This window comes from Halobacterium sp. CBA1132 (assembly GCF_001485535.1).
Classification (GTDB): Archaea; Halobacteriota; Halobacteria; order Halobacteriales; family Halobacteriaceae; genus Halobacterium.
Genome location: NZ_BCMZ01000001.1, coordinates 1,863,197 through 1,884,662, shown reverse-complemented (window position 1 = coordinate 1,884,662; position 21,466 = coordinate 1,863,197). Strand labels below are relative to the sequence as shown.

The following is a 21,466-nucleotide window of genomic DNA, read 5'->3' as shown; positions in this document are numbered from 1 at the left end:
GATTCAAACGCAGCGCCGGAGTATAAATCTTGCTTTCGTAGATAAGTTACGATATTCGAAATTCTTTTTGTCCGGTGGCCCAACACTGGCGCATGGACGACATCGACCGGCGCATCCTCGACGCGCTCCGACGGGACGCCCGAACCCCCTACACCGAAATCGCCGACGACATCGGCGTCAGCGAGGGCACCGTCCGCAACCGCGTCGACAGCCTCCTCGACGAGGGGGTCATCGAGCGCTTCACCGTCGCCACCTCCACGGGCAACGTGAAGGCGATGATAGAAATCGGCGTCGCGATGGACGTCGACACCCACGAGGTCGGCGACCGCATGGTCGAGTGGGAGCCAGTGGACTTCGTCTGGCAGGTCTCGGGCGAGGACGACATCGTGCTCGTCGTCGACGCCACGGACACCGGCGGCGTGAACGAGCTCGTCTCGAAGGCCCGCGAGCAGGAGGAAGTCGTCTCCACGAAGACCCGCCTCATCCTCGACGAGAAGCTCGGGTGACCGCGACGAGTCGAAGCGCTATTTACCCACGTCCCCGTCGTTGCCGCCATGAGCGACTCAGGGGCAGACGTGCCCGTCCAGTCCGCGCGCGACGACGAGACCGCGGAGAACGCCGAACAGGACGTCGTGGCGGTCGACGCCTACGACGAGAAGGAAGGCCTCGCGAACCGCCTCGACGCCCACACGGGCGACGGCATCCGGCACCGCGCGTTCACGTGCGTGCTGTTCGACGAGGACGGTCGCGTGCTGCTCGCCCAGCGCGCCGCCCGCAAGCGCCTCTGGGACACCCACTGGGACGGCACCGTCGCCAGCCACCCCGTCGAGGGACAGACCCAGAAGGAAGCCACCCGCGAGCGCCTCGAAGAGGAACTGGGCATCACGCCCGACCAGTACGACGACCTCGAAGTCGCGGACCGCTTCGAGTACAAGCGCCACTACCTCGACGAGGGTCTCGAGTGGGAGGTCTGCGCGGTGCTGGTGGCGACGCTCTCGGACACGAGCCTCGACCCCGACCCCGACGAGGTCGGCGGCGTCCTCTGGGCGGACTACGACGACCTCTACGAGAACCCCCGGTACTACCGCCAGCTCCGGCTGTGCCCGTGGTTCGAAATTGCGATGCGCCGCGACTTCGAGGGCGACGCCGACCCCGTGCCGGACGGCACCCGCGAGTAGCGCGAGCCGTCGGTCGGATTTTTCCGCGCTCGCCACGAAGGGTAGCTGTGCTCGAACTCCGACGCCGGGTCTACGACGCGGTGCTCGACCACGCGCGAGCGGACGCGCCGCGGGAGGCCTGCGGCGCGCTGCTCGGCCGCCGGGACGGCGACCGCGTCGTCGCGGAGGCAGTTCGGCGCGTTCCGAACGTCGCGGACGCTCCCCGGGTCACGTACGAACTCGACTCGGAAGCGACGCTCTCTGTCTTCGACGAAGCGGAGGCGACGGGTCGGTCGGTCGTCGGTTTCTATCACTCTCATCCCGCCGGCCCAGCGCACATGAGCGACACCGACCGCGAGCAGGCGTCGTGGCCGGGCTACGTCTACGTGCTCGCGTCGCTGGCCGCGCGACCACCGCTGCTGGACGCGTGGACGTGGACGGGCGAGAGCTTCGAACCCGAAGCTGTCACGCTGTACGAGGACTGAAGACCTATCGGCCGCGGACCGCCGTCCAGACGCCGATTGCGCCCAACAGTACCGCAGGAATCATCGGCACCGCGAGGTACGTGTCGCGGAAGCCCAGCCCGAAGCTCCCGGGCCCGACGACGTAGAGGTACAGCGGCGCGAGCACGCCGGAGACGACGAGCGCGGCGACGACTAGCCACTGCGCTCGCTCGCTCATGCCGCCGGCGTCGTCGTGGTCCTCGCGGGGGTCGTGGGTAACCATTAGCGTTCGCTGTCGGGGATTACCACTACCTTCCCAAAGCCCTCCCGGTTCTCCAACAGTTCGTGGGCGCGCGCTGTCTCGCTCATCGGGAGGGTGTCCCGAACCCGCACGTCGAAGGTGCCGTCCCAGACGTGCGAGAGCGCGTCGTCGGCCTCCCCGGGGGTCGCCATCGTCGACCCGAGCACGGACAACTGGTTCCAGAACAGCCGCTGGACGTTCGTCTCTGGGCTGCCGCCGGTAGTCGCGCCGCAGGTCACGAGCCGTCCGCCCTTCGCCAGCGAGCGCAGCGAGTCGCTCCACGTCGCCTCCCCGACGTGGTCGACGACCACGTCCACGCCGCGCTTGCCAGTCCGCTCGCGGATTTCGGCGGCGAAGTCCTCGGCCTCGTAGTCGATGGCGTGGTCCGCGCCGACCTCCTCGGCGTACCGGAGTTTCGCCTCGCTGCTCGCGGTGGCGTACACCTCCGCGCCCGCGTGGTCGGCAATCTGGACGGCAGCGTGCCCGACGCCGCCGCTCGCGCCGAGCACGAGCACCGATTCGCCGGCCTCGATGTCTGCGCGCGTGTGGAGCATCCGCCACGCCGTCTGGAACACGAGCGGCGCCGCCGCCGCCGTCTCCCAGTCGACGTGCTCGGGCACCGCGACGAGGTTGTCCTCGGGGACCGCGGCGTACTCGCTGTGGACGCCGGGCACGTGTTCGCCGAGGACGTGGAACGACGTACACAGCGGGTAGTCGCCGTCCCGGCAGAACTCGCAGTCCCCGCAGAAGACGCCCGCCGAGACCGCTACACGGTCGCCGGTCTCGAAGCGCGTGACGTCGGAGCCAGTCTCCGCGACGACGCCCGCGGCGTCGCTGCCCGGCACGTGGGGCATCGCCAAATCGAGTTGCGGCATCCCGCGACGCGTCCACACGTCGAGGTGGTTGAGCGCGCCCGCCTTCACGTCCACCAGCACCTCGTCGCGGCCGACCTCCGGGTCCGGGACTTCGCCGTACTCGACGACTTCGGTTCCGCCGTGGCCCGCGAACTGGACTGCCTGCATGCGCGAGGCGTCGCGGCCCCCGACCAAAACTGTGGGGTTCACGCTTTTCCCGTCGGCGCGCGAACCCGCCCCCATGGTCGATTTCCAATCCCGGGAGACGCGACGGGACGACGACGAAGAAGAAGCGCCGGACGACGGCAGCAACGAGCCCGACGACGACCCGCTGACGGAGGAGAGCGAACACCACGAACACGACGAAGACGAGGAGGAACACGACCACCATCACCACGACGTCGAGCGCGTCGGCGTCGCGATTCTCACAGTATCGTCGTCGCGCTCGCTGGACGACGACCCGGCGGGCGACGCCATCGCCGCGGCGTTCGAGGCCGACGGCCACGAGGTCGTCACGCGGGAACTCGTCCGCGACAGCTACGACCGCGTGCAGGGCGGCATCGACAACCTCGCGGACCGCGGCGATGTCGACGTCGTCGTCACCACCGGGGGGACGGGCGTCACGCCCGACGACATCACCGTCGAGGCCGCCGAACCGCTGTTCGAGAAGGAGCTCCCTGGGTTCGGCGAGCTGTTCCGACGCCTCTCCTACGAGGAAATCGGCGAGAAGGTCGTCGCCACGCGCGCCACCGCGGGCGTCGCCGACGGCGTCCCCGTGTTCTGTCTCCCGGGCAGCGAGAACGCCGCTAAACTCGGCAGCGAGGAAGTCGTCGTCCCCGAAATCGGGCACCTCGTCGGACTCGCGAGCCGCGAAGACACGTAGCCTGCGGCTACGCGGCGAGTCGACCGGAAAAGAACGGCGCTACGGCGCGGAAGTTACGGGAGCGTTACGCGAGCGGGGCGACGCTCGCGGACGTGGTCGTCTCGTTGTCGACCGTCTCGTTCTGCACGTCTTCGTCGTCGAGGGTCTCCTCGTCGACCGTTTCGTTGGTGACAGTCTCGTTGTCGACCGTCTCGTCAGCGTCCTGCTCGTCGGCGTCGCCGCCCAGCAGGTCACCCAGCGCGTTCCCGAGGTTGTCGACCTCACCGCTGAGGAACGACTGAATCTGCTCGTGGATGGTGGTCACGTGCTCGGGGACCTGCTCGGGGAGGCCCGTCGGCGGGCCGCGCTCGCCGGCCGCGGAGCCGTTCCGGACCTCGTCGGTCTCGTTACCGGCAGCGTCCGTGCCGTTCGCAGCGGCGTCAGTTCCGTTCACCCCGGCGTGAGCGGGTGCGTTCGCCGCGGGGCCGTCGTCGGTCTCGTTCTCCTCGCCGTCAGCCGTCTCCTCGGCGTCGTCCGCGTCGGAGTTGTCGGCGTCCGAGTCGTCGCCGGCGTCGGCCGGGGCGTTCCCGTTGGCTTCGTCGGGCGCGTTGTCTGTCGGTGCGTTGCCGGGGGTCGCGGCGCCAGCCGCTGCGGCACCGCCGACGAGGACGGTCGCCGCGACGGCCAGCGTGAGCAGTTTGCGTGCGTTCATCGCAGTCGCTTCTCGGACCCGCTTGCACTTAACCCGCGGTATCCCTGAACCCGAATTTCCGGCTCGATAGGCCGTCTAAACCCGAATTAAGCCGAATTAAGCGCCAGTAAAAACTCGCGGCGCGTCCCGACACGGCAGGCCGATGCCTCGCGAGTCGCCGCGCGGCTTCCGCGACGGCCAGCTACTCGTGAGTGAGCACGAGCTTCCCGTGGAAGTCCCCGGCTTCGCCGCGGCGGTGGGCCTCCGAGACGTCCTCGAACGGCAGGTAGTCGGCGATGACGGGTTCGACCACGCCGTCGTCGACGAGCGCGGCGATTTCGCGGAGTTCGTCGCCGATTCGGTCCTGTCCCTCGCCGCGCAGCACGGGGAGGATGACGAGCACGAGGCCGAGTTCGAGAGAGTTGGCGTGCATCGCGGAGAGGTCCTGCGTGGAACTGGACTCCGTGGTGACGACAGTCCCGAACGGCCGCACCGCGTCGAAGGCCGTCTGGAGGTGGTCGTCGCCGACCGGGTCGAACACCACGTCGAAGCCGTCGCCGGTGGCGTGTTCGGCGACGTACTCCTCGACGTCCGTCGTCGTGTAGTCGACGGTGGCGTCAGCACCGAGGTCGGCAGCGAGGTCGCGCTTCTCGGCGGTCGAACCGGTCGCGGTGACGTCCGCGTCGAGGTGGTCGGCGAGCTGGACGCCGATGTGGCCGACACCGCCCGCGCCGCCGTAGACGAGTACTTCGTCGCCGTTTCCGACTTCGGACTTGTCGGTGAGCATCTCCAGCGCGGTGAGGGCGACGACGGGGAGCGCCGCGGCGTCCTCCAGCGGAATCGACTCGGGTGCGGCCGCGAACGTGTCGGCGTGCCCGACCACGTAGTCCGCGAGCGCGCCCTGCCGGCCCGCGCCGCCCGGCATCCCGTACACCTCGTCGCCGACCTCGAAGGCGTCCACGTCCTCGCCGACAGCGTCGACGACGCCGGCGACGTCACAGTGCAGGGTCGCCGGGAACGGCGGCGTGAAGTCGGGGATGTGGCCGCCTCGAATCTTGTAGTCGACGGGATTGAGGCTGGTCGCCGCTACCTCGACGCGGACCTCCTCGGGGTCGGGTTCGGGTGTGTCGACGGTCGCCTCCTCGAAGACGTCCGGAGGGCCGTACTCCTCGACGACGTACGCTGTCATCTGCGAATCAGTCACGTCCGAGCCGACGGGCGTCGCGGGGAAAGAGACACCGGCGTCGGCGCACAGTTCCGGCTCGCGGGACCGTGGATTCACGTCCCGGCGGCGCGCACGCCCACCATGGACAAACAGGACCGCCGCGAGCGCGTCTGGGACGACCTCGAAGCCAGCGGCGAAGCCCGCTTCCCGTTCCCGCCGCACGGCCGCATCCCGAACTTCGCGGGCGCCGACGAGGCCGCCGACCGGCTCGCCGACACCGCCGTCTGGGCGGACGCGGACGTGGTGAAGGCGAACCCGGACGCCCCGCAGTTGCCGGTGCGTCGCGCGGCGCTGCGCGCGGGGAAGACGGTGTACGTCGCGGTGCCGCGCCTCCGAGACGAACGGTGTTTCCTCCGCCTCGACCCCGACGAAGTCGCAGACGTCGACGACGCGACGACGGTCAGCGGCATCAGCGAGTACGGGGAACCGGTCGGCCCCGAGGACGTGGAACCGGTCGACCTCGTCGTCTCCGGGAGCGTCGCGGTCACGGAGCGCGGCGAGCGCGTCGGCAAGGGCGAGGGGTACAGCGACCTCGAATTCGCGCTGCTCCGGGAGTTCGGCCGCGTCGACGACGACACGGCGACGGTGACGACGGTCCACGAGCGCCAAGTCGTCGACGACGCGGTGCCGACCGACGACCACGACGTGCCGATGGACTGGATAGTGACGCCCGAGCGCGTCGTCGAGACGGACTCTCCCACAGGGAAACCCGCAGGAATCGAGTGGGACGCCGTCGACGCCGAACGCCGCGAGGAGATTCCCGTACTGGAGCGACTCGCGCCCTGACGCGGGCCGAAGTTTAAACGGGAGAACGGCGTACGAGGGCGTATGACGGCTTCGAGCGGCGACGACGCGAACGCGAGCGCGGAGGCGGCGCTGTCGGCAGCCATCGACGCGGTCGACGGCGACCCCGAGTGCGCGCTCTGCTCGAAGCCCGCCGACTACTTCCTCTACGAGCCCGGGAGCGTCGAGAAGTTCGTCTGCTGGGAGCACGTCAGCCCGCACTCCGCGGCCGTCGACGGGGAGGGGCGGCGGCCGGGGCGCCCCGTCGCGCTCTCTATCTAGTCCATCGGCGCCATCGTCGCCGTGAACACCGCCACGTCGTCGCTCTCGTTGCGCGCGCCGTGGGCGACGCCGCGCTCGTGGACGACGACGCCCGGCGCCTCGACGGCTTCCTCGTCGTCGCCCTGCACGACGACGAGTTCACCCTCTAGAACGTGGAAGGCGTTCGTCTGGTCGCCGTGCTCGTGAGGTTCGACCTCGGCGCCGGGGCCGAGCGCGAACGCCTTCACGAGTTCGTCCTCGCTGAAGAACAGTTCCTCCGTCACTACTTCGCCCGGCTCGGGGTCGAGGTCGGGATAGCGGTCCAGTGACACGCGAGAACGAAGCCGGCGGAGGCCCTTAGCTGTCGGGTTCGACGAGCTCTTCGGCGACCGTCTCGGGGTCCAGCAGCGCCGGGTCGACCGCGAGGTCGAGGACGCCCTTGACGAACTCGGGCATCGAGTCCGGCGTGTACGCGACGATTCGCAGGTCCGCGTTCTGCTCGCGGGCGACCGGAATCGCGGTCGCCTCGGCGGCGTCCGTGATGACCAGCAGGTCGGCGTCCGCGACGCCGGCGTCTTCGAGGCGGTCCCCGGACGCGACGCCCTCGATGCTGGTGACTTCCACGCCCTCGGCTTCGAGGGCGTCGACGATGCCGCGGTCGGTTCCGACGGCGATTGCCTTCATTCGTATTCGATTGTCGCGGGTGGTTTGTGGGTGACGTCGTAGACGACGCGGGAGACGTTGTCGATGGTCCCCGCGATGCGGGACTGGAGGCGCTGGAGGGTCTCCCACTCCAGTTCCTGCGCCCGCGCGGTCATCCCGTCACGCGACTCGACGGAGCGCACGGCGACGACGTGGCCGTGGACGCGGTTGTCGCCTTTCACGCCGGTGGCCTTCCCGAGCACGGCGGCGAACGCCTGCCACGGGTCGTACTCCTCGAGTTCCTCCTCGACGACGGCGGTCGCCTCGCGGCAGACTTCGACCTTCTCCGGGGTTGCCTCCCCGATGACGCGAACCGCGAGGCCGGGACCGGGGAACGGCATGCGCTCGCTGATAATCTCTTCGAGGCCGAGGTGCCGGGCGACCTCCCGGACCTCGTCCTTGTAGAGGTCGCGCATCGGCTCGACGATGCCCTCGAACCCGACGCGCTCTGGCAGCCCGCCGACGTTGTGGTGGCTCTTGATGGTGCCCTCGCTCTCGATGCGGTCCGGGTAGATGGTACCCTGCACGAGGTAGTCGGCGTCGACCTCCTCGGCGACCGTCTCGAACTCCCGGATGAACTGCTCGCCGATGACGTGGCGCTTCTCCTCGGGGTCGGTGACGCCCGCGAGTTCGTCGAAGAAGCGGTCCTGCGCCTCGACGACGCGGAGGCTGTCCATGTAGTCGAAGACCTCTCGAATCTCGTCGGTCTCGCCCTTCCGCATCAGGCCGGTGTCGACGTAGACGGGGACGAGCTGGTCGCCGACCGCCTCGTACGCCAGCGCGGCGGCGGTAGAGGAGTCGACGCCGCCGGAGAGCGCGATGATAGCGGTGCTGTCACCGAGCTTCTCGCTGATTTCTTCTTTCGCCTCTGCGACGAATTCCTCGACGTCGACCATCAGTTCACCACCTCCGCTTCCGTCTCTGTTTCGTCGAGGACGGCGTCGAGCAGTCCGACGAACGGCGGACTCGCGCGAGTCGGCCGCGACCGGAACTCGGGGTGGAACTGCGTCCCGAAGAAGAACGGGTGGTCGTCGTACTCCAGAATCTCCATGCGGTTGCCGGCCTCCCCGGAGAACGTCAGGCCGTTCTCGGTGAGGTCGTCGATGTACTCGGGGTTGACCTCGTAGCGGTGACGGTGGCGCTCCGTGCAGGACGTATCGCCGTACACCTCGTGGGCGAGCGTGTCCGGCTGAATCTGGGTGTCGTGGGCGCCCAGCCGCATCGTCCCGCCGAGGTCTTCGAGGTCGTACTGCTCGGGCAGCAGATCGATGACCGGGTACGGCGTCTCCTCGTCAATTTCGGCGGAGTGAGCGTCCTCCCAGCCGAGGACGTTACGGGCGTACTCGACGACTGCGAGCTGGAAGCCGAGACAGAGGCCGAGGAAGGGCACGTCGTGTTCGCGAGCGTGCTGAATCGCGCGAATCTTCCCCTCCGTACCGCGGGAGCCGAAGCCGCCGGGGACGACGACGCCGTCGGCCTCCTGGAGACGCTCCTCGTGGTCGTCGTTCATCTTCTCGGAGTCCACCCAGAGAACGTTCACGTCCACGCCGCGCTCGAGGCCGGCGTGCTTGAGCGCCTCGTGGATGCTCATGTAGGCGTCCTCGAGGGCGTACTTTCCGACGAGCGCGATGTCGACCTCGCCGCTGCGGTCGCGGGTCACGAGGTCGCGCCACTCCGTCGAGCGCTCGGCCTCGGGGAGGGCGTCGTCGGCGATGTCGAACTCCTCCATCACGTACTCGTCGAGGCCTTCCTCCTCGACGACGAGGGGCACGTGGTAGACGTCCTCGACGTCCGGGTTCGAGAAGACGGCGTCGGTGGGGACGTCGCAGAACAGCGCGATCTTCTCCTTGACGTCGGGGTCGAGTTCGTCCTCACAGCGCCCCACGAGGACGTCCGGCTGGAGACCAATCGACCGGAGTTCCTTCACGGAGTGCTGGGTTGGCTTGGTCTTCTGCTCGCCCGTCTGGGAGTACGGCACGAGCGTGACGTGCGTGAACAGGATGTCCTCGTCGTCCTCCTCGTGGCTGAACTGGCGCAGCGCCTCGAGGAACGGCATCCCCTCGATGTCGCCCACGGTCCCGCCGACCTCGACGATGCAGACGTCGGAGCCCTCGGCGGCCTCGCGGACGCGCCGCTTGATGTTGTCGGTGACGTGGGGGATAATCTGGACGGTCTTCCCGAGGTAGTCGCCGGCGCGCTCGCGCTCGATGACGTTCTGGTAGACTTTCCCCGTGGTGACGTTGTGGTCGGAGGTCATGTCGACGTCGAGGAACCGCTCGTAGTTCCCCAAGTCGAGGTCGACCTCCCCGCCGTCCTTGAGCACGTACACTTCGCCGTGCTGGTAGGGGTTCATCGTCCCCGCGTCCACGTTGAGGTAGGGGTCGATTTTGACCGCCGTGACGTCGAATCCGGCGTTCGAGAGCAGGCGGCCCAGACTCGCGGCAGTAATGCCTTTCCCCAGCCCGGACATCACCCCGCCAGTAACGAACACGAACTTGCTTCCCAGTGTCGGGTCGTACCCGGTCTCCGTCGGCATACTGACCGTGTGGCGGGCGCGGCAAAAACGGTTTCGGGACGCCGCCGACACGGACGCGCAACCCGAGACTCTCTGTTACTTCTCGGAGATGCCGGGGACGCCCTCGCCGCCGTCGCCGAACAGGAACAGGCCGGGCGACTCGGTGCGCCGGGAGATGGCGGCGACGCGCACGACGTACACGGACAGCAGCGCGAACGGCGCGAGCGCGACGACGTGCACCGAGACCACGACGGAGTGCGAGGTCGGGAGTCGCGACAGGTGCAACAGGAAGAACGACACCACGCCAATCGACGGGACGGCGACGTAGACGAGGTTCTTCGACAGCGCCGCGAACTCCCGGCGGAGGTAGAGGCTCTTGAAGTACGCTCGCGCCACCGCGAAGAACTCCAAGAGGTCTAGCATCTCCTCGAGCGTGTTCGCGGCGTTCTCCGGGAGGTCGTCGCCGTGTTCGGCGCGCAGCCAGTGGAGGTCGTCGACCTGTCGCGCGTAGTCGAACTGCATCGTCGCCAGCACGATTTCCAGCGGGCGTTCGACGTTCCGGAGGTGTTCGTTCATCTCGCCGGACGCGTCCCCGAGGCGACTGAGGTAGGCGTCGAGGTCCGCGCGCACGTCGACGTCGGCCGGTGGGATGTCCGCTTGGAGTCGCTGCCCGCGCTCGACGATGTCCCCCGTCAACAGTTGGAGGAACCCCTCGCTGCTGGCGGGCGCGTGGTCGGCTTCCACGAGTTCTTCGAGCTGTCGGCGGAACTCCGCGGTGTCGCGCACGCGGCCGAACTGCTGGCCGAGCGGGTCCTGTTCGCCGGAGACGAACACGGAGTTGATGGAGACGACGATGGAGACGAGCACGAAGTTCCCCGACAACAGCGTCGTCACCAGCGGCACCGTGGTCTCGTGGGAAGGGGTGCCGCCGACCGTGAGCAGGTGCCCGATAGGACCGAACGCCACCGCGAACGCGGCCAGCAGCGCGCCCGCGACGACTCGGCGGTCGCCGGTCAACACGACCCAATCCCAGACGCCCCTGAAGCGACGCTTCGGCATACACGACCCGTCGGCCAGCGCGGAGAAAGGCATTACGACAGTCCTCCGGGCGAACACCGTAGGTGTCCGGCGAACACTCGGTCAGCAGGCGTCCGCGAGGAACGGCGCCGCGGCGTCCGCGACGTTGTCGGTGCGCCCGACGAAGAAGTGGTCCGCACCGAGTTCGACGACCTCGCAGTCCAACTCTCGGGCTGCCGCCACGACCGGCTCCCAGTCGGCGGTCGTGTCCCGGGTGGCGAAGACGACCTGCAGGGGCGCGGTAATGTCTGCGAGCGCGTCGGCGGCGTTCAGTCCGGCTTCCAGTTCCGCGGCGGGCGCGAGCAGCGACACCGCGCACAACTCCACGTCGACGCTCGCGGCCGCGAGCGCCGCAATTGACGCGCCGAAACTGAACCCGAACAGCCCCACGCGCTCGTAGCGCTCGCTCGCCCACCGGACGGCGTTCCGGGCGTCCTCGCGCTCTCCGAGCCCCTCGTCCCAGTCGCCGTAGTCGAAGCGCAGCGCCGCGACACCGCGCTCGACGAGGGATTCCGCGACGGCGACGAGGCGTTCGTCGCCGCGGTGGCCGCGGTGCTGGGGATGAGGCGGACACAGCACGACGCACGTCGACGCGCCGTCGTCGGGGGAATCGAGCGTCGCCTCCACGTCCCGCGCGCCCGGCACCAGCACGGTCTCTTGTCGCATATGCGCAGATTCGCGGGCCGATGTCGTGTAGGCTGCGGTTCCGTCGGCCCGCTTCGCTCTAGCGTGGGTTACGGAAGTTCGACTACGCGGCTCACGGTTCGCTCTAACGTGACCTCACTGCGTTCGGTCACGCGGCTCGCGGCTGCGCCGCTCGCAAAAACGTGCTCGACCGAAGGGAGAGCACGCCGGTGAAGATTATATGTCCAGAGCCACAAATCACGTGTATGGGTATCGTATCACGCATCTCGTACGCGGTCCGGTCGAAGGTGAACGCGGTCGTCAGTTCCGCCGAGGACCCGACGGAGACGCTGGACTACTCCTACCAGCGGCTCCGCGACCAAGTCCGGGACGTCGAGCAGGGGCTGGCCGACCTGACCGCCCAGAAGAAACGCCTCGAAGTCCAGCGCGAGCGCCTCGCGCAGAACGTCGAGAAGCACGACGACCAGGCGTGGGAGGCAGTCAATCAGGGACGGGACGACCTCGCGCGTCGCGCGCTCGAGAAGAAGCAGGCGAAACGCGATCAGGTCGCGGAGCTCGACGACCAGATTGCGGACCTCGAGCGGACCCAGCGCGACCTCGAGGAGAAGAAAGACGACCTCGAGCGGAAAGTCGAGACGTTCCGCACCAAGAAGGAGACGATGAAGGCGCGCCACGATGCTGCCGAGGCCCAGACGCGGGTCTCCGAGGCCGTCTCTGGAGTGGGAGACGACGACGTCACGAGGGCGATCGAGCGCGCGAAAGACCAAACCGAGGAGCTGGAGGCGCGCGCAGCCGCGATGGACGAGCTCGGCGACCGCGGTGTCCTCGACGGACCGCTGTCCGAGGAGGACCACATCGACCGCGAGCTCGCTGCCGAGCGTGGCGACGACGTCGAGTCCGAGCTGGACGCGCTACGCGCGGAAGCCCGCGACGAGGAATCCGACGAAGCCGTCGACGTGGACGTCGAGGGAACTGGAAGGCACGCGTCCGACCTGGCGGACGAGGACGCCGACGTGGTCCACGAGACTGTCGACGACGCGGTCGAGGAGGAGCTGGCAGCCATTCGCGAGGACGAGCAGGCGTAGCCGGACACGGCCATCGGGTCGCAGCGCGCACTGTTTTTCCGTGCGTGCGTCGAAGGCAGGGTATGGCCGACAGCGACGAGGACAAGCCGAGCAACCGGCTGCGCGAGCGCGTTCCGCGCAGCAACCGGTGGTTCTGGGTCGTGTTGGACGCCGACCGGCGGGCGGTCGCGGGCGGACTGCTCGCGGTGTTGTTCTGCGCGCTGGTCGCTGTCGGGACGCTGTTACCGACGCCGGCGTACGAACTCCTCACCCACGGCGACCCGCACGAGACGCTGTTCGACGCGCTGGTCGCGGCGACGATTACGGGCGTGACCCTCGTGCTCACGTTGAGCCAACTCGTGCTCTCGCAGGAACTCGGCGCGGTGGGCGACCAGCGCGAGCGCATGGAGGGTGCGTTGACGTTCCGCGAGGACGCCGCCGACGCAGCCGGAATGGACGTCGCGCCATCGGAGCCATCGGCGTTCCTCCGCGGGCTCGTGAAAGCGACCCGCGAGCAAGCGGACGCGCTCGCCGACGCCGCGCCCGACGGGGAAGCGGGCGACGCTATCGACACCTACGTGAACAACCTCACGGAGAACGCGCGAGCGGTGACGAGCCAGCTCGACGGCGCCCAGTTCGGGGAGTTCGACGTGGTGTGGGCGGCGCTGAACTACAACTACTCGTGGAAGATTTACGCGGGCGAACGCCTCCGAGTCGAGCACGGCGACGCGTTCGACGAGGAAGCCGACGCCGCCCTCGACGACCTCTTGGAGACGCTGGAGCTGTTCGGGCCGGCGCGCGAGCACTTCAAGACACTGTACTTCCAGTGGGAGCTCTCGGACCTCTCGCGGACGCTGCTGTACGCCGCCGTGCCCGCGCTCGCCGTCGCCATCGCGTCGCTCTTGTTCTTCGACCCGTCGGCGTACCCCGGGAGCACCGTCGGTGTCAACCACGCGCTGCTCGTCGTCAGCGCCGCCGCGACGGTCGCGGTGCTGCCGTTCGCGCTGTTGCTGTCGTACGTCCTCCGCATCGTCACTGTCACGAAGCGCACGCTCTCCATCGGCCCGTTCATTCTCCGGGAGACCGAACGCAGCGGCGACGTCGACTGAGCGCGCCGACGCACCCGACACTTACGTGGCCGTCCGTCCTACCCCGGCGCATGTACGACGCGGTCCTCGTGCCGACGGACGGCAGCGACGCTGCCTCCGCCGGCGTCACGCACGGCCTCGACCTCGCCGCGGAGTTCGACGCGGTCGTCCACGCGCTCTACGTCGTGCCCGAGTCCGAGCGCGCGAGCATCGTCGGCAGTTCGAGCAACCCCGGCGAGTCGAGCGTCGCCGCGGCCGCCGAGCGCGCCGTCGAGACCGTCGCCGCGGCCGCCGACGACCGCGGCCTCGACGCCGAAACCGAGATTCGGAGCGGGACGCCACACCGCGAGATTCTCGACTACGCCGAGGAGGCGGGCGTCGACCTCGTCGTGATGGCGACCCACGGTCGCACGGGCGTCAGCAGGCTGCTCTCCGGGAGCGTCACCGAGCGCGTCGTCCGGAAGGCCGACCGGCCCGTGCTCGTCGCGCGCCGGACGTCGTGACGGCACGAATCGTAAGCTACGTCCCCGCTCCGAGCGTCGGACCGGTGTAATGGACCAGCGTCGGTTCTCGAAACTGCTCGCGTGCGCCGCCGTGCTCGGCGTCGCGGTCGGCCTCGTCGCCACGGGGTTCCGGATTGCGTGGCTGGCCGCCAAGCACGCGCTCTGGCACACCTTCGAGGCGACCTACTGGCGCGTCCCGGTCAGCGTGGCGGCCGGCGTCCTCATCGGCGCCATCCTCTACAAGACGTACTACCCGGGCGCGCTCGCCGCGCTCGTCCGCCAGTTCCACGACGAGGGCAGCGTCCCGCTCGCGGAGAACATCCCCACAGTCCCGGTGGGCTTCGTCGGGCTCATCGCGGGGCAGAACGCCGGCCCGGAAGGAGTCATGAGCGTCGTTGGCGGGAGTTTCGGCACGCAGGCCGCGGAGACGTTCGGCGTGCCGAACGCCGAGAAACTCCTCACGCTCGCTGGCATGGGCGCGGGGTTCGGCGCCATCCTCGGCGCGCCCATCGGCGGCGCGCTGCTGTGGCTGGAACTCCCCCACGAGCGCGGCCTCGAGTACTACGAGGCCATCATCCCGACGTTCGTCGCGAGCTTCGCGGGCTACCTCACGGAGGCCGCAATCGGCGGCTTCCACCTGTTCCCGACGTGGCACGTCTCCGCGGTCGCGCCCATCTCGGGCGGCCAGTTGGTCGCCGCGGCCGCCGTCGCCGTCGTCGCCATCCCGTTCGGCGCGCTCTACACGACCATCTTCGACACCGTGGGGCGGCTGTTCAACCGGTGGTCACCCGCCATCTACGTCCGGACGACCGTCGCCGGCCTCGGCATCGGCCTGCTGGGGTACGCGCTCCCCCTGACGTACTTCTACGGCGGCAGCAAGATGAACCAGCTCGTGGGCACCGACCTCGGGCTCGGGGTGCTGGTGGCGACGTTGCTCGGGACGATGGTCGCGGCCGCGTTCACCATCAACGGCAACTGGATCGGCGGGCTCATCGTCCCGCACATGTTCATGGGCGCGGTGCTCGGGCTCGCGGCGTCGACAGTCGTCCCCGCGCTCCCGCCGATACTCTCGATGCTCGCGGGCATGGCCGCGTTCAACGCCGTCGTCACGGGAACGCCGCTGTCGTCGGCGCTCATCGCCATCGCGCTGACCGACGGCGCGAGCATCACGCCCGTCTTCCTGGCGGCGCTGGTCGGGTTCGTCGGCAGCCCGCTCGTTGGCTTCCTCCAGACCGCGGCGCCGCGCCGCGAACCGCCGAACTTCCACGTCGGCGACTAACCGCGAAAAACGAGTGGCGGGTTACTCCGCGAAGTCCGGTTCCGTGTGCTTCTGTTCGACCTCGTTGTCGAGGTGGTCGAGGAACGCCTCGAGGTCGACGTCGTTGCGCTCGCGCTCCTGGCGGTCGCGCACCGAGACCGTTCCGGCTTCCTCCTCGTCGTCGCCGAGGACGAGCATGTAGGGGACGTTGTCGTCGTGGGCCTGCTGGATTTTCCGGCCGACCGTCCAGTCGCGGTCCTCGACCTCGACGCGGTAGCCGTCCAGTTCGTTCTTCACGCGGTGGGCGTACCCGAGATTGTCGTCGGTCACGGGCAGGATGCGGACCTGCTCGGGCGCCAGCCACGTCGGGAAGCGGCCGTTGTAGTGCTCGATGAGCACCATGAAGAAGCGCTCGTAGCTCCCGTAGAGCGCGCGGTGAATCATCACCGGCTGGTGGGCTTCGTTGTCCGACCCCGTGTATTCGAGGTCGAAGCGCTCGGGCATGTTGAAGTCCAGTTGGACGGTCGGGCCGTCCCACGTGCGCCCGAGCGCGTCCTCGAACGCGAAGTCGACTTTCGGCCCGTAGAACGCGCCGTCGCCGGGTTCGAGGTCGTAGTCGACGTTCTGCTCTTCGAGTACGTCCCGGAGTTGGCTCTCCGATTGCTCCCAGATTTCGTCGCTGCCGACGGACTTCTCGGGACGGGTCGCCAGCGCGACCTCGTAGTCGAGGTCGAAGGTGTCCAGCACCTCGAAGATGAGGTCCATGATGCGCCGCACTTCCTCCTCGATTTGGTCGGCGCGCGCGAACACGTGGCCGTCGTCGATGGTGAACGCCCACACCCGGGACAGGCCGGAGAGTTCGCCGCGCTGCTCGCGGCGGTACACCTTCCCGTCCTCGAAGTACCGCACGGGGAGGTCGCGGTAGCTCCACGAGGACTGGTCGAAGATGGTGGCGTGGCCCGGGCAGTTCATCGGCTTCAAGCCGTACTCCTCGTCGTCGACGTCCATGAGGAACATGTCGTCGACGTAGTTCTCGTAGTGCCCGGACTGCTTCCACAGTTCCGTGCGGAAGAGGTGCGGCGTCTCCACCTCGTCGTAGCCCATGTCGCGGTTCAGGCCGTGGACGTAGTCCGAGAGTTCCCGCAGGACCGTCTTCCCGTTCGGGTGGTAGAGGGGGAGCCCGGGACCCGTGACGTCCGGAATCGAGAACAGGTCCATCTCGGAGCCGAGTTTCTGGTGGTCGCGTTCTTTGGCTTCCTCGCGTCGCTGGAGGTACTCCTCGAGGCCGTCCTCGGTCGGGAACGCCGTGCCGTAGACGCGGGTCAGCGTCTCGCGGTCCTCGTCGCCGCGCCAGTATGCCGCCGAGGTCTCCAGCACTTCGAAGCCCCCGATTTCGCCCGTGGAGTCGACGTGGGGGCCCTGACAGAGGTCCTCGAAGTCGTCCTGCTTGTAGAAGCTCACGGGGTCGTCGCCCGCCGCCTCGGTTTCGAGAATCTCGCGCTTGAAGGGGTTGTCCTCGTACTTCTCGACGGCTTCATCGCGGCCGTACTCGACGCGCTCGACGTCGTAGTCGGCCGCGATGATGTCCTCGGCCTCGTCCTGAATCTCGGCGAGGTCGTCGGCGTCCAGTTCGACGTCCGCGATGTCGTAGTAGAACCCCTCCTCGGTGTACGGTCCGATGGTGAGTTTCGCGTCGGGGTGGTGGCGGACGAGGGCCTGCGCGAGCACGTGCGCGGCCGTGTGCCGGAGGACGTCGAGGTAGTCGTCGGAGCCCTCGGTGACGATTTCGATTTCGCGGTCCTCCGTGATGGGTTCCTCCTTCGCGACGAGTTCGCCGTCCAGCTTCCCGGCGACTGTGTCACGGCCGAGGCCGGGCCCAATTTCGTACGCTACGTCCTCGACCGTCGCCCCGGCTTCGACGTCCAACGTGGCGCCGTCCGGGAGCGTCACAGTAACGCTGCTCATTCTGTCCGTTAGTTCGCCCGGAGGCACCCATAAGCCTGTTGAGACGGTGCGAGTGCGTGCCGAACGCCCGAAACACTGAAGAGGGAACTCAGACCTCTCGCGCGCCCGTCCCCGCTCGCTCGACGGCCTGTAGGTCGACGTGGCCGGCGGGCAGCGGCACGCCCTCGAAGTCGTCCTCGGCGAGCAGCAGCGAGCCGTCGAGGTCCACGTAGTCCAGCAGCGGCGCGAGGTGGCAGGCCGCCGCGATGGAGGCGTTGGACTCTATCATGCAGCCACACATCACTTCGAGGCCGTTCGCGCGAGCGGCGTGAATCAGGCGCTTGGCCTCGCGGAGGCCGCCGGTCTTCATCAGTTTCAGATTCGCGATGTCACAGCGGTCCGCGATGTCGGGCACGTCGCTGGCGACGACGCAGGACTCGTCGGCGGCAATCGGGAGCGGCGAGCGCTCGTAGACGTACTTCAGTCCCTCGCGGTTCTCGGCGGGCACCGGCTGTTCGACGAACTCCACGCCGTACCCTTCGAGCCACTCGATGTTCCGGACGGCTTCCTTGGGCGTCCACGCCTCGTTCGCGTCCACGCGGATGGTGGCGTCCGGCGCGGCCTCCCGGACCGCCGACAGCAGTTGCTCGTCCCGGCTCGTGCCGAGTTTCACCTTCAGCGTGCCGTAGCCCGCGTCGACCGCCTCCGCGGTCTTCTCGCGCATCGTTTCCTCGTCGTCGATGCCGATGGTGAACGAGGTGTCGAGCGCGTTCGTGCCGTCCAGCCCCCAGTAGCGGTACAGCGGGAGGTCGACACGCTTCGCGGCGAGGTCGTGGACGGCGATGCTGACCGCGGCCCGCGCCGCGGGGTTGTCCGAGACGACTTCGCGCATCCCGGTCTCGATGCGCGCGAGGTCGTGGGGGTCGTCGACGCGCTCGACGACGGCCAGCAGGTCCGGCAGTACAGCCTCGACGGTGGCCGCCGTCTCTCCGTAGTGCGCGGAGGGCGCGGCGCCGCCGACGCCGACAGTGCCCTCGTCGTCTTCGACGCGAACGACGACGTTCGCGGCGGTGTCTTGGGTCCCGCGGGCGATTGTGAAGGGGTGTTCGAGCGGGAACTCGCGGCGTTCGAACTCCGTTCTCATCGAATCACCTCGACGACCGACTCGGAGTCGAACCGCACGGGGTCGTCGGCGGGCACGCCCACGGCGTCCGCGAAGTCCGCGACCGCCTCGCGGGCGTCCTCGTCGCTGTCGACGCTGCGCGTGTTCAACATCCCGCCGACGACGTCCGCCTCGGCGACGGGTTCGGCGAACGCCTCGTAGCGCTGCACGAACGACGCGACCGGCGGGAGTTGCTGGTCGTAGCCGTGGACGGAATCGCGGCCGACTTCGTGGCAGAGCACGAGGTGGTCGGGCATCGCGCCGTGGACGATGCTCGCGGTGACGCCCGAGTACGCGGGGTGGACGATGCTCGCCTGCCCCTCCACGAACACGTAATCGTGGTCCGCGCCGGCTTCGAGCACCATGCGCTCGACGGCGCCAGCGGCGAAGTCAGAGACGACGCGGTCGACCGGGATGCCCTCGCCCTCGATGAGGATGCCGGTCTGCCCGGTCGCGACGAACGCCGCGTCCATCCCCTCCTCGCGGGCGGTCTCGTAGAGTTCGCGGGTGGCGGTCATCTTCCCGACCGAGCAGTCCGTGCCGACGGTCGCGACGACGGTGGCGTCGACGCTGTCCGCGACGCCGTCCGCGACGCCGAGGTCCTCGGGGGGCTTGCGCACGTCCCAGAGTTCGCAGCCGTGTTCGGCGGCGAGGTCGGCGAACTCCTCGTCCTCAGCGAGGAAGTAGTGGAGGCCCGAGTAGACGTCACAGCCGCGTTCGAGCGCGTTGCGCACGTCCGGTCGCCACGACTCGTCGAACGCCCCGCCGATGGGCGAGATGCCGACGACGAGCGCGTCCACGTCGTCGGGCACGTCGCTCATCGACGCGACTACGGGCGCGTCCTGCACGTCCGGCACGTGGTCCGAGACCCGGGTTCCGTCGTTGTCCCGGTCGAGGACGGCGACCACGTCGTAGTCGGCGTACCGTAGGACACCCACTGCGGTCTTCGCGCGGCCGGGGAACTGCTCGTGTGCGAGGAGTGCGACTTTCATACGACGACGGAGGCCCCCCGCTGCCTTAAGCCTGAAGCCGGCGGCGCGTACGGGACAGCCACGAGACAGGTCACAGCAGCGACAGCGGCACCGTCCAGAACGTGTCGTGGGCGTCGTCGAGCGCGGCCTCGGGCTTCCCGGTGGCGTCGACGGCGGCGGTGGCGTCGGTGTCGAACTCGTCCAGCAGCGTCCCCTCGCCGACGACGAACACGCGCTCGGCCTCGACGCCCTCGAGCGCACGCTGGCACTTCTGGAGGTGTTCGCTAATCTGCCCCTCGCGGCGGCGCTCGAAGCGGTCCTGCGAGAACCCGCCCTTCGAGTGTTTGCCCTTGACGTCGCTTTCGAACCCCTCGAAGTGGACGCGCTCGGGGTTCGCGCGCGCCCCCGGCTCCGCCTGATACACGCCGAGCGCGAACAGGTCCGCGCGCACGACGGCGAGCGCGTACCGCCCAGTCGGCGCGACCCACTCGCGTTCGACCTGCACCGTCGAATCCCGCGCCACGAACGCCTCCGGGGGGTTCGGCGGGCGCAGCGCCGCGGAGAGCAACCCCTCGCGGTCGCGGACGACCAGACAGGGCGCGGCGCGCTCGACGAGCGGCGCGCGGTCGCCGAACACCTCCCGCACCGCCTCGGGCGGGTCGTCGGGAACGTAGGCCGTGAGCACGCCCTCCTCCGTGCTCTCGACGCTTTCGAGCAGCGAGACGACGCGCTCCCGGCGCTCGCCGCGGAGGTCACGCCGCCCCCTGAACTCGGGGCCCGCGTCCTCGTCGCCGTGCCGCCGCACGCGGTCTTCCAACTCCGTGACTCTGTCTTCGAGTTCGTTGACGCGCTGCTCGGCGTCCTGTCTGTCGCGGACGGCCTCGCTCCGGCGCTCGCTCTCGGCCTCGAGTTGCGCCGCCAGCGACTGCCGTTCGTCCTCCAGTTCCTCGATGCGCTCTTTGAGTTTCGCGCGCCCGAGGAGTCTGTCCAGCATGGACGAACGGCGGCGTCCCGGCCGCTTAGGCGTTTCCCACCGACGCCTCCGACTTCGGTTCTGCCGTCTCTCGCGGCAACCGCACGCACGTTCGACAGTCACTCACCGAGATTCGTGACAAGACACTTAGCGTATGGCTTCTACCGAATATCCGTGCCCTCCGTCCGCTCGGTCGCCCGCGCCCTCCTCGCGGTGGTCGGCGTCGCACTCGTCACGCTCGGCGTCGCCATCGGCGTGCCCGCGCTCGGGCAAGACGGCTTCCCGGTCGGCCTCGCTCTCGGCCTCGCAGTCCTGTCGTTCGCCGCCGGCGGCGCCGAGCGCGGCGCCGCCGCGTTGCTGTCCGGCCGCGGCCTCCGACCCGCACAGCGCGCCGTCCTCAAACTCGCGGGCGTGCTCGCCGTGCTCGCGTTCGTCCTTCCCGCGACCGGACTGTTCGTCGCCCCAGAACTGCTGTACGACCAGTTCGGAGTCGATGCCCTCGTCGCCGCGATACTCGGGTGGCTGTACCTCTCCACGGGCGCGCTCGCCGTCGCCGTGCTCGTGGCGCTGTGGCGCGCCGCCGAACTCGCGTACGCCGCGGTAGCCTACTGAACGGCAACCGCCGCCGCGCCCAGCACGTCCAGCGCGCGCTTGACTTCCGCGCCCGTCGTCACGAACACCAGCAGGCGCGCCGGCTGTCCGCCCACCGGCCGCGCTCGCAGGTCGCGCTCTTCGGCTGTCCGCTCGGCGGCTTCGAGGCCCGCGTACAACTCCACTCGCGCGCGGTCGGACTGCACGTAGACCTCCGCGAGTCGCTCGCCGTCGCACACCACGTCGTAGGCGCGCGCGCCGTCCGTCGTCGGCTCCACGTCCGGGTCCGCGTTCGTCACCGCGAGCGCGTCGTAGGGCGCGTTCTCGTGGCCGGTCACTTCACTCGACAACAGTTCCGCCAGCCGCTTCCCGTCGGTTTCTGTGTTCTCGACCATC

The 21,466-nt window shown here is 69.0% G+C and carries 26 protein-coding genes; 11 read left to right on the top strand and 15 right to left on the bottom strand.

The features are described from left to right. The first annotated feature begins 92 nt into the window (after positions 1–92). Genes AVZ66_RS09850 through AVZ66_RS09840 form a run of 3 tightly spaced genes read left to right on the top strand, consistent with a single transcriptional unit; the run spans position 93 to position 1,642 of the window. Complete coding sequence (locus AVZ66_RS09850; protein WP_058983909.1) at positions 93–506, top strand: Lrp/AsnC family transcriptional regulator; 414 nt, start codon at positions 93–95, stop codon at positions 504–506. Between the two features lie 48 nt (positions 507–554). Continuing rightward, positions 555–1,178 (top strand): isopentenyl-diphosphate Delta-isomerase, encoded by a 624-nt coding sequence (gene idi, locus AVZ66_RS09845; RefSeq protein ID WP_058983908.1) that lies wholly within the window; start codon positions 555–557, stop codon positions 1,176–1,178. Between the two features lie 47 nt (positions 1,179–1,225). After that, positions 1,226–1,642: a desampylase gene (locus AVZ66_RS09840; protein WP_058983907.1), complete on the top strand. Its 417-nt coding sequence runs from the start codon at positions 1,226–1,228 to the stop codon at positions 1,640–1,642. Between the two features lie 4 nt (positions 1,643–1,646). On the opposite strand, the gene AVZ66_RS09835 is transcribed toward AVZ66_RS09840, so the two are convergent. Next, the gene (locus tag AVZ66_RS09835; RefSeq protein WP_058983906.1) at positions 1,647–1,883 is read right to left on the bottom strand and encodes a hypothetical protein; all 237 of its coding nucleotides are present in this window, start codon (positions 1,881–1,883) and stop codon (positions 1,647–1,649) included. Next, positions 1,883–2,923: a zinc-binding dehydrogenase gene (locus tag AVZ66_RS09830; RefSeq protein WP_058983905.1), complete on the bottom strand. Its 1,041-nt coding sequence runs from the start codon at positions 2,921–2,923 to the stop codon at positions 1,883–1,885. The genes AVZ66_RS09835 and AVZ66_RS09830 overlap by 1 nt, the downstream gene beginning before the upstream one ends. Positions 2,924–2,996: 73 nt before the next feature. Here AVZ66_RS09830 and AVZ66_RS09825 point away from each other — a divergent pair, with 73 nt between their 5' ends. Beyond that, positions 2,997–3,638, top strand: coding sequence for a molybdenum cofactor biosynthesis protein B (locus AVZ66_RS09825; protein ID WP_058983904.1), 642 nt, complete (start codon positions 2,997–2,999; stop codon positions 3,636–3,638). A gap of 64 nt (positions 3,639–3,702) precedes the next feature. On the opposite strand, the gene AVZ66_RS09820 is transcribed toward AVZ66_RS09825, so the two are convergent. After that, positions 3,703–4,329, bottom strand: a complete 627-nt coding sequence (locus AVZ66_RS09820) for a hypothetical protein (protein ID WP_058983903.1) — start codon at positions 4,327–4,329, stop codon at positions 3,703–3,705. Positions 4,330–4,510: 181 nt separating this feature from the next. After that, positions 4,511–5,497: a zinc-binding dehydrogenase gene (locus tag AVZ66_RS09815; protein WP_058984696.1), complete on the bottom strand. Its 987-nt coding sequence runs from the start codon at positions 5,495–5,497 to the stop codon at positions 4,511–4,513. A 117-nt stretch (positions 5,498–5,614) separates the two neighbouring features. Here AVZ66_RS09815 and AVZ66_RS09810 point away from each other — a divergent pair, with 117 nt between their 5' ends. Together AVZ66_RS09810 and AVZ66_RS09805 are read left to right on the top strand one after the other, a co-directional pair. Continuing rightward, positions 5,615–6,319, top strand: a complete 705-nt coding sequence (locus AVZ66_RS09810) for a 5-formyltetrahydrofolate cyclo-ligase (RefSeq protein WP_058983902.1) — start codon at positions 5,615–5,617, stop codon at positions 6,317–6,319. Between the two features lie 42 nt (positions 6,320–6,361). After that, positions 6,362–6,598, top strand: a complete 237-nt coding sequence (locus AVZ66_RS09805; protein ID WP_058983901.1) for a hypothetical protein — start codon at positions 6,362–6,364, stop codon at positions 6,596–6,598. Here AVZ66_RS09805 and AVZ66_RS09800 read toward each other — a convergent pair. The 6 genes from AVZ66_RS09800 to AVZ66_RS09775 all read right to left on the bottom strand — a co-directional run bounded on the left by AVZ66_RS09800 (position 6,595) and on the right by AVZ66_RS09775 (position 11,537). Further along, positions 6,595–6,909 carry a cupin domain-containing protein gene (locus AVZ66_RS09800; RefSeq protein WP_058983900.1) on the bottom strand — a complete coding sequence of 105 codons (315 nt, stop codon included), beginning with the start codon at positions 6,907–6,909 and terminating at the stop codon, positions 6,595–6,597. The genes AVZ66_RS09805 and AVZ66_RS09800 overlap by 4 nt on opposite strands. Before the next feature lie 25 nt (positions 6,910–6,934). Then, complete coding sequence (locus AVZ66_RS09795) at positions 6,935–7,261, bottom strand: hypothetical protein (protein WP_058983899.1); 327 nt, start codon at positions 7,259–7,261, stop codon at positions 6,935–6,937. Beyond that, a complete protein-coding gene (gene guaA / locus AVZ66_RS09790; protein ID WP_058983898.1) occupies positions 7,258–8,175 on the bottom strand; it encodes a glutamine-hydrolyzing GMP synthase in 918 nt (305 codons plus the stop codon). The genes AVZ66_RS09795 and guaA overlap by 4 nt, the downstream gene beginning before the upstream one ends. After that, entirely contained in the window at positions 8,175–9,815 is a 1,641-nt protein-coding gene (locus AVZ66_RS09785) for a CTP synthase (protein ID WP_058983897.1), read from the bottom strand. Before AVZ66_RS09785 ends, guaA begins: the two co-directional genes overlap by 1 nt. A gap of 75 nt (positions 9,816–9,890) precedes the next feature. Further along, positions 9,891–10,853: a hypothetical protein gene (locus tag AVZ66_RS09780; protein ID WP_058983896.1), complete on the bottom strand. Its 963-nt coding sequence runs from the start codon at positions 10,851–10,853 to the stop codon at positions 9,891–9,893. Between the two features lie 81 nt (positions 10,854–10,934). Next, positions 10,935–11,537, bottom strand: coding sequence for a dienelactone hydrolase family protein (locus tag AVZ66_RS09775; protein ID WP_058983895.1), 603 nt, complete (start codon positions 11,535–11,537; stop codon positions 10,935–10,937). Between the two features lie 224 nt (positions 11,538–11,761). On the opposite strand from AVZ66_RS09775, the gene AVZ66_RS09770 reads away from it, so the two are divergent. The 4 genes from AVZ66_RS09770 (at position 11,762) to AVZ66_RS09755 (ending at position 15,450) form a co-directional block, all read left to right on the top strand. Then, complete coding sequence (locus AVZ66_RS09770; RefSeq protein WP_058983894.1) at positions 11,762–12,601, top strand: PspA/IM30 family protein; 840 nt, start codon at positions 11,762–11,764, stop codon at positions 12,599–12,601. A 62-nt stretch (positions 12,602–12,663) separates the two neighbouring features. Beyond that, a complete protein-coding gene (locus tag AVZ66_RS09765; RefSeq protein ID WP_058983893.1) occupies positions 12,664–13,689 on the top strand; it encodes a hypothetical protein in 1,026 nt (341 codons plus the stop codon). Between the two features lie 50 nt (positions 13,690–13,739). Continuing rightward, on the top strand, positions 13,740–14,171 hold the full coding sequence (locus tag AVZ66_RS09760) for a universal stress protein (RefSeq protein WP_058983892.1): 432 nt from the start codon (positions 13,740–13,742) through the stop codon (positions 14,169–14,171). A gap of 49 nt (positions 14,172–14,220) precedes the next feature. After that, positions 14,221–15,450 (top strand): chloride channel protein, encoded by a 1,230-nt coding sequence (locus AVZ66_RS09755; RefSeq protein ID WP_058983891.1) that lies wholly within the window; start codon positions 14,221–14,223, stop codon positions 15,448–15,450. Between the two features lie 21 nt (positions 15,451–15,471). Here AVZ66_RS09755 and thrS read toward each other — a convergent pair whose 3' ends face one another. From thrS to AVZ66_RS09735, 4 genes are all read right to left on the bottom strand, one after another. Beyond that, complete coding sequence (gene thrS / locus AVZ66_RS09750) at positions 15,472–17,394, bottom strand: threonine--tRNA ligase (RefSeq protein WP_058983890.1); 1,923 nt, start codon at positions 17,392–17,394, stop codon at positions 15,472–15,474. Between the two features lie 88 nt (positions 17,395–17,482). Further along, on the bottom strand, positions 17,483–18,517 hold the full coding sequence (locus AVZ66_RS09745) for a dipeptide epimerase (protein WP_058983889.1): 1,035 nt from the start codon (positions 18,515–18,517) through the stop codon (positions 17,483–17,485). Continuing rightward, the gene (locus tag AVZ66_RS09740; RefSeq protein WP_058983888.1) at positions 18,514–19,527 is read right to left on the bottom strand and encodes a DUF1611 domain-containing protein; all 1,014 of its coding nucleotides are present in this window, start codon (positions 19,525–19,527) and stop codon (positions 18,514–18,516) included. The genes AVZ66_RS09745 and AVZ66_RS09740 overlap by 4 nt, the downstream gene beginning before the upstream one ends. Before the next feature lie 70 nt (positions 19,528–19,597). Next, positions 19,598–20,500, bottom strand: a complete 903-nt coding sequence (locus tag AVZ66_RS09735; protein ID WP_058983887.1) for a Vms1/Ankzf1 family peptidyl-tRNA hydrolase — start codon at positions 20,498–20,500, stop codon at positions 19,598–19,600. Between the two features lie 153 nt (positions 20,501–20,653). On the opposite strand from AVZ66_RS09735, the gene AVZ66_RS09730 reads away from it, so the two are divergent. Then, positions 20,654–21,091, top strand: coding sequence for a hypothetical protein (locus AVZ66_RS09730; protein ID WP_058983886.1), 438 nt, complete (start codon positions 20,654–20,656; stop codon positions 21,089–21,091). Here the strand turns inward: AVZ66_RS09730 and AVZ66_RS09725 are convergent. Further along, positions 21,085–21,465 (bottom strand): hypothetical protein, encoded by a 381-nt coding sequence (locus AVZ66_RS09725; protein WP_058983885.1) that lies wholly within the window; start codon positions 21,463–21,465, stop codon positions 21,085–21,087. The two genes, AVZ66_RS09730 and AVZ66_RS09725, sit on opposite strands and share 7 nt — an antisense overlap. Between the last annotated feature and the right edge of the window lies 1 nt (position 21,466).

Bases quoted from the DNA above. Each gene is read 5' to 3' on its own strand.
- AVZ66_RS09850 (WP_058983909.1), top strand. From the start codon at position 93: ATGGACGACATCGACCGGCGCATCCTCGACGCGCTCCGACGGGACGCC.
- idi (WP_058983908.1), top strand. From the start codon at position 555: ATGAGCGACTCAGGGGCAGACGTGCCCGTCCAGTCCGCGCGCGACGAC.
- AVZ66_RS09835 (WP_058983906.1), bottom strand. From the start codon at position 1,883: ATGGTTACCCACGACCCCCGCGAGGACCACGACGACGCCGGCGGCATG.
- AVZ66_RS09830 (WP_058983905.1), bottom strand. From the start codon at position 2,923: ATGCAGGCAGTCCAGTTCGCGGGCCACGGCGGAACCGAAGTCGTCGAG.
- AVZ66_RS09825 (WP_058983904.1), top strand. From the start codon at position 2,997: ATGGTCGATTTCCAATCCCGGGAGACGCGACGGGACGACGACGAAGAA.
- AVZ66_RS09820 (WP_058983903.1), bottom strand. From the start codon at position 4,329: ATGAACGCACGCAAACTGCTCACGCTGGCCGTCGCGGCGACCGTCCTC.
- AVZ66_RS09815 (WP_058984696.1), bottom strand. From the start codon at position 5,497: ATGACAGCGTACGTCGTCGAGGAGTACGGCCCTCCGGACGTCTTCGAG.
- AVZ66_RS09810 (WP_058983902.1), top strand. From the start codon at position 5,615: ATGGACAAACAGGACCGCCGCGAGCGCGTCTGGGACGACCTCGAAGCC.
- AVZ66_RS09805 (WP_058983901.1), top strand. From the start codon at position 6,362: ATGACGGCTTCGAGCGGCGACGACGCGAACGCGAGCGCGGAGGCGGCG.
- AVZ66_RS09795 (WP_058983899.1), bottom strand. From the start codon at position 7,261: ATGAAGGCAATCGCCGTCGGAACCGACCGCGGCATCGTCGACGCCCTC.
- guaA (WP_058983898.1), bottom strand. From the start codon at position 8,175: ATGGTCGACGTCGAGGAATTCGTCGCAGAGGCGAAAGAAGAAATCAGC.
- AVZ66_RS09785 (WP_058983897.1), bottom strand. From the start codon at position 9,815: ATGCCGACGGAGACCGGGTACGACCCGACACTGGGAAGCAAGTTCGTG.
- AVZ66_RS09780 (WP_058983896.1), bottom strand. From the start codon at position 10,853: ATGCCGAAGCGTCGCTTCAGGGGCGTCTGGGATTGGGTCGTGTTGACC.
- AVZ66_RS09775 (WP_058983895.1), bottom strand. From the start codon at position 11,537: ATGCGACAAGAGACCGTGCTGGTGCCGGGCGCGCGGGACGTGGAGGCG.
- AVZ66_RS09770 (WP_058983894.1), top strand. From the start codon at position 11,762: ATGGGTATCGTATCACGCATCTCGTACGCGGTCCGGTCGAAGGTGAAC.
- AVZ66_RS09765 (WP_058983893.1), top strand. From the start codon at position 12,664: ATGGCCGACAGCGACGAGGACAAGCCGAGCAACCGGCTGCGCGAGCGC.
- AVZ66_RS09760 (WP_058983892.1), top strand. From the start codon at position 13,740: ATGTACGACGCGGTCCTCGTGCCGACGGACGGCAGCGACGCTGCCTCC.
- AVZ66_RS09755 (WP_058983891.1), top strand. From the start codon at position 14,221: ATGGACCAGCGTCGGTTCTCGAAACTGCTCGCGTGCGCCGCCGTGCTC.
- thrS (WP_058983890.1), bottom strand. From the start codon at position 17,394: ATGAGCAGCGTTACTGTGACGCTCCCGGACGGCGCCACGTTGGACGTC.
- AVZ66_RS09745 (WP_058983889.1), bottom strand. From the start codon at position 18,517: ATGAGAACGGAGTTCGAACGCCGCGAGTTCCCGCTCGAACACCCCTTC.
- AVZ66_RS09740 (WP_058983888.1), bottom strand. From the start codon at position 19,527: ATGAAAGTCGCACTCCTCGCACACGAGCAGTTCCCCGGCCGCGCGAAG.
- AVZ66_RS09735 (WP_058983887.1), bottom strand. From the start codon at position 20,500: ATGCTGGACAGACTCCTCGGGCGCGCGAAACTCAAAGAGCGCATCGAG.
- AVZ66_RS09725 (WP_058983885.1), bottom strand. From the start codon at position 21,465: ATGGTCGAGAACACAGAAACCGACGGGAAGCGGCTGGCGGAACTGTTG.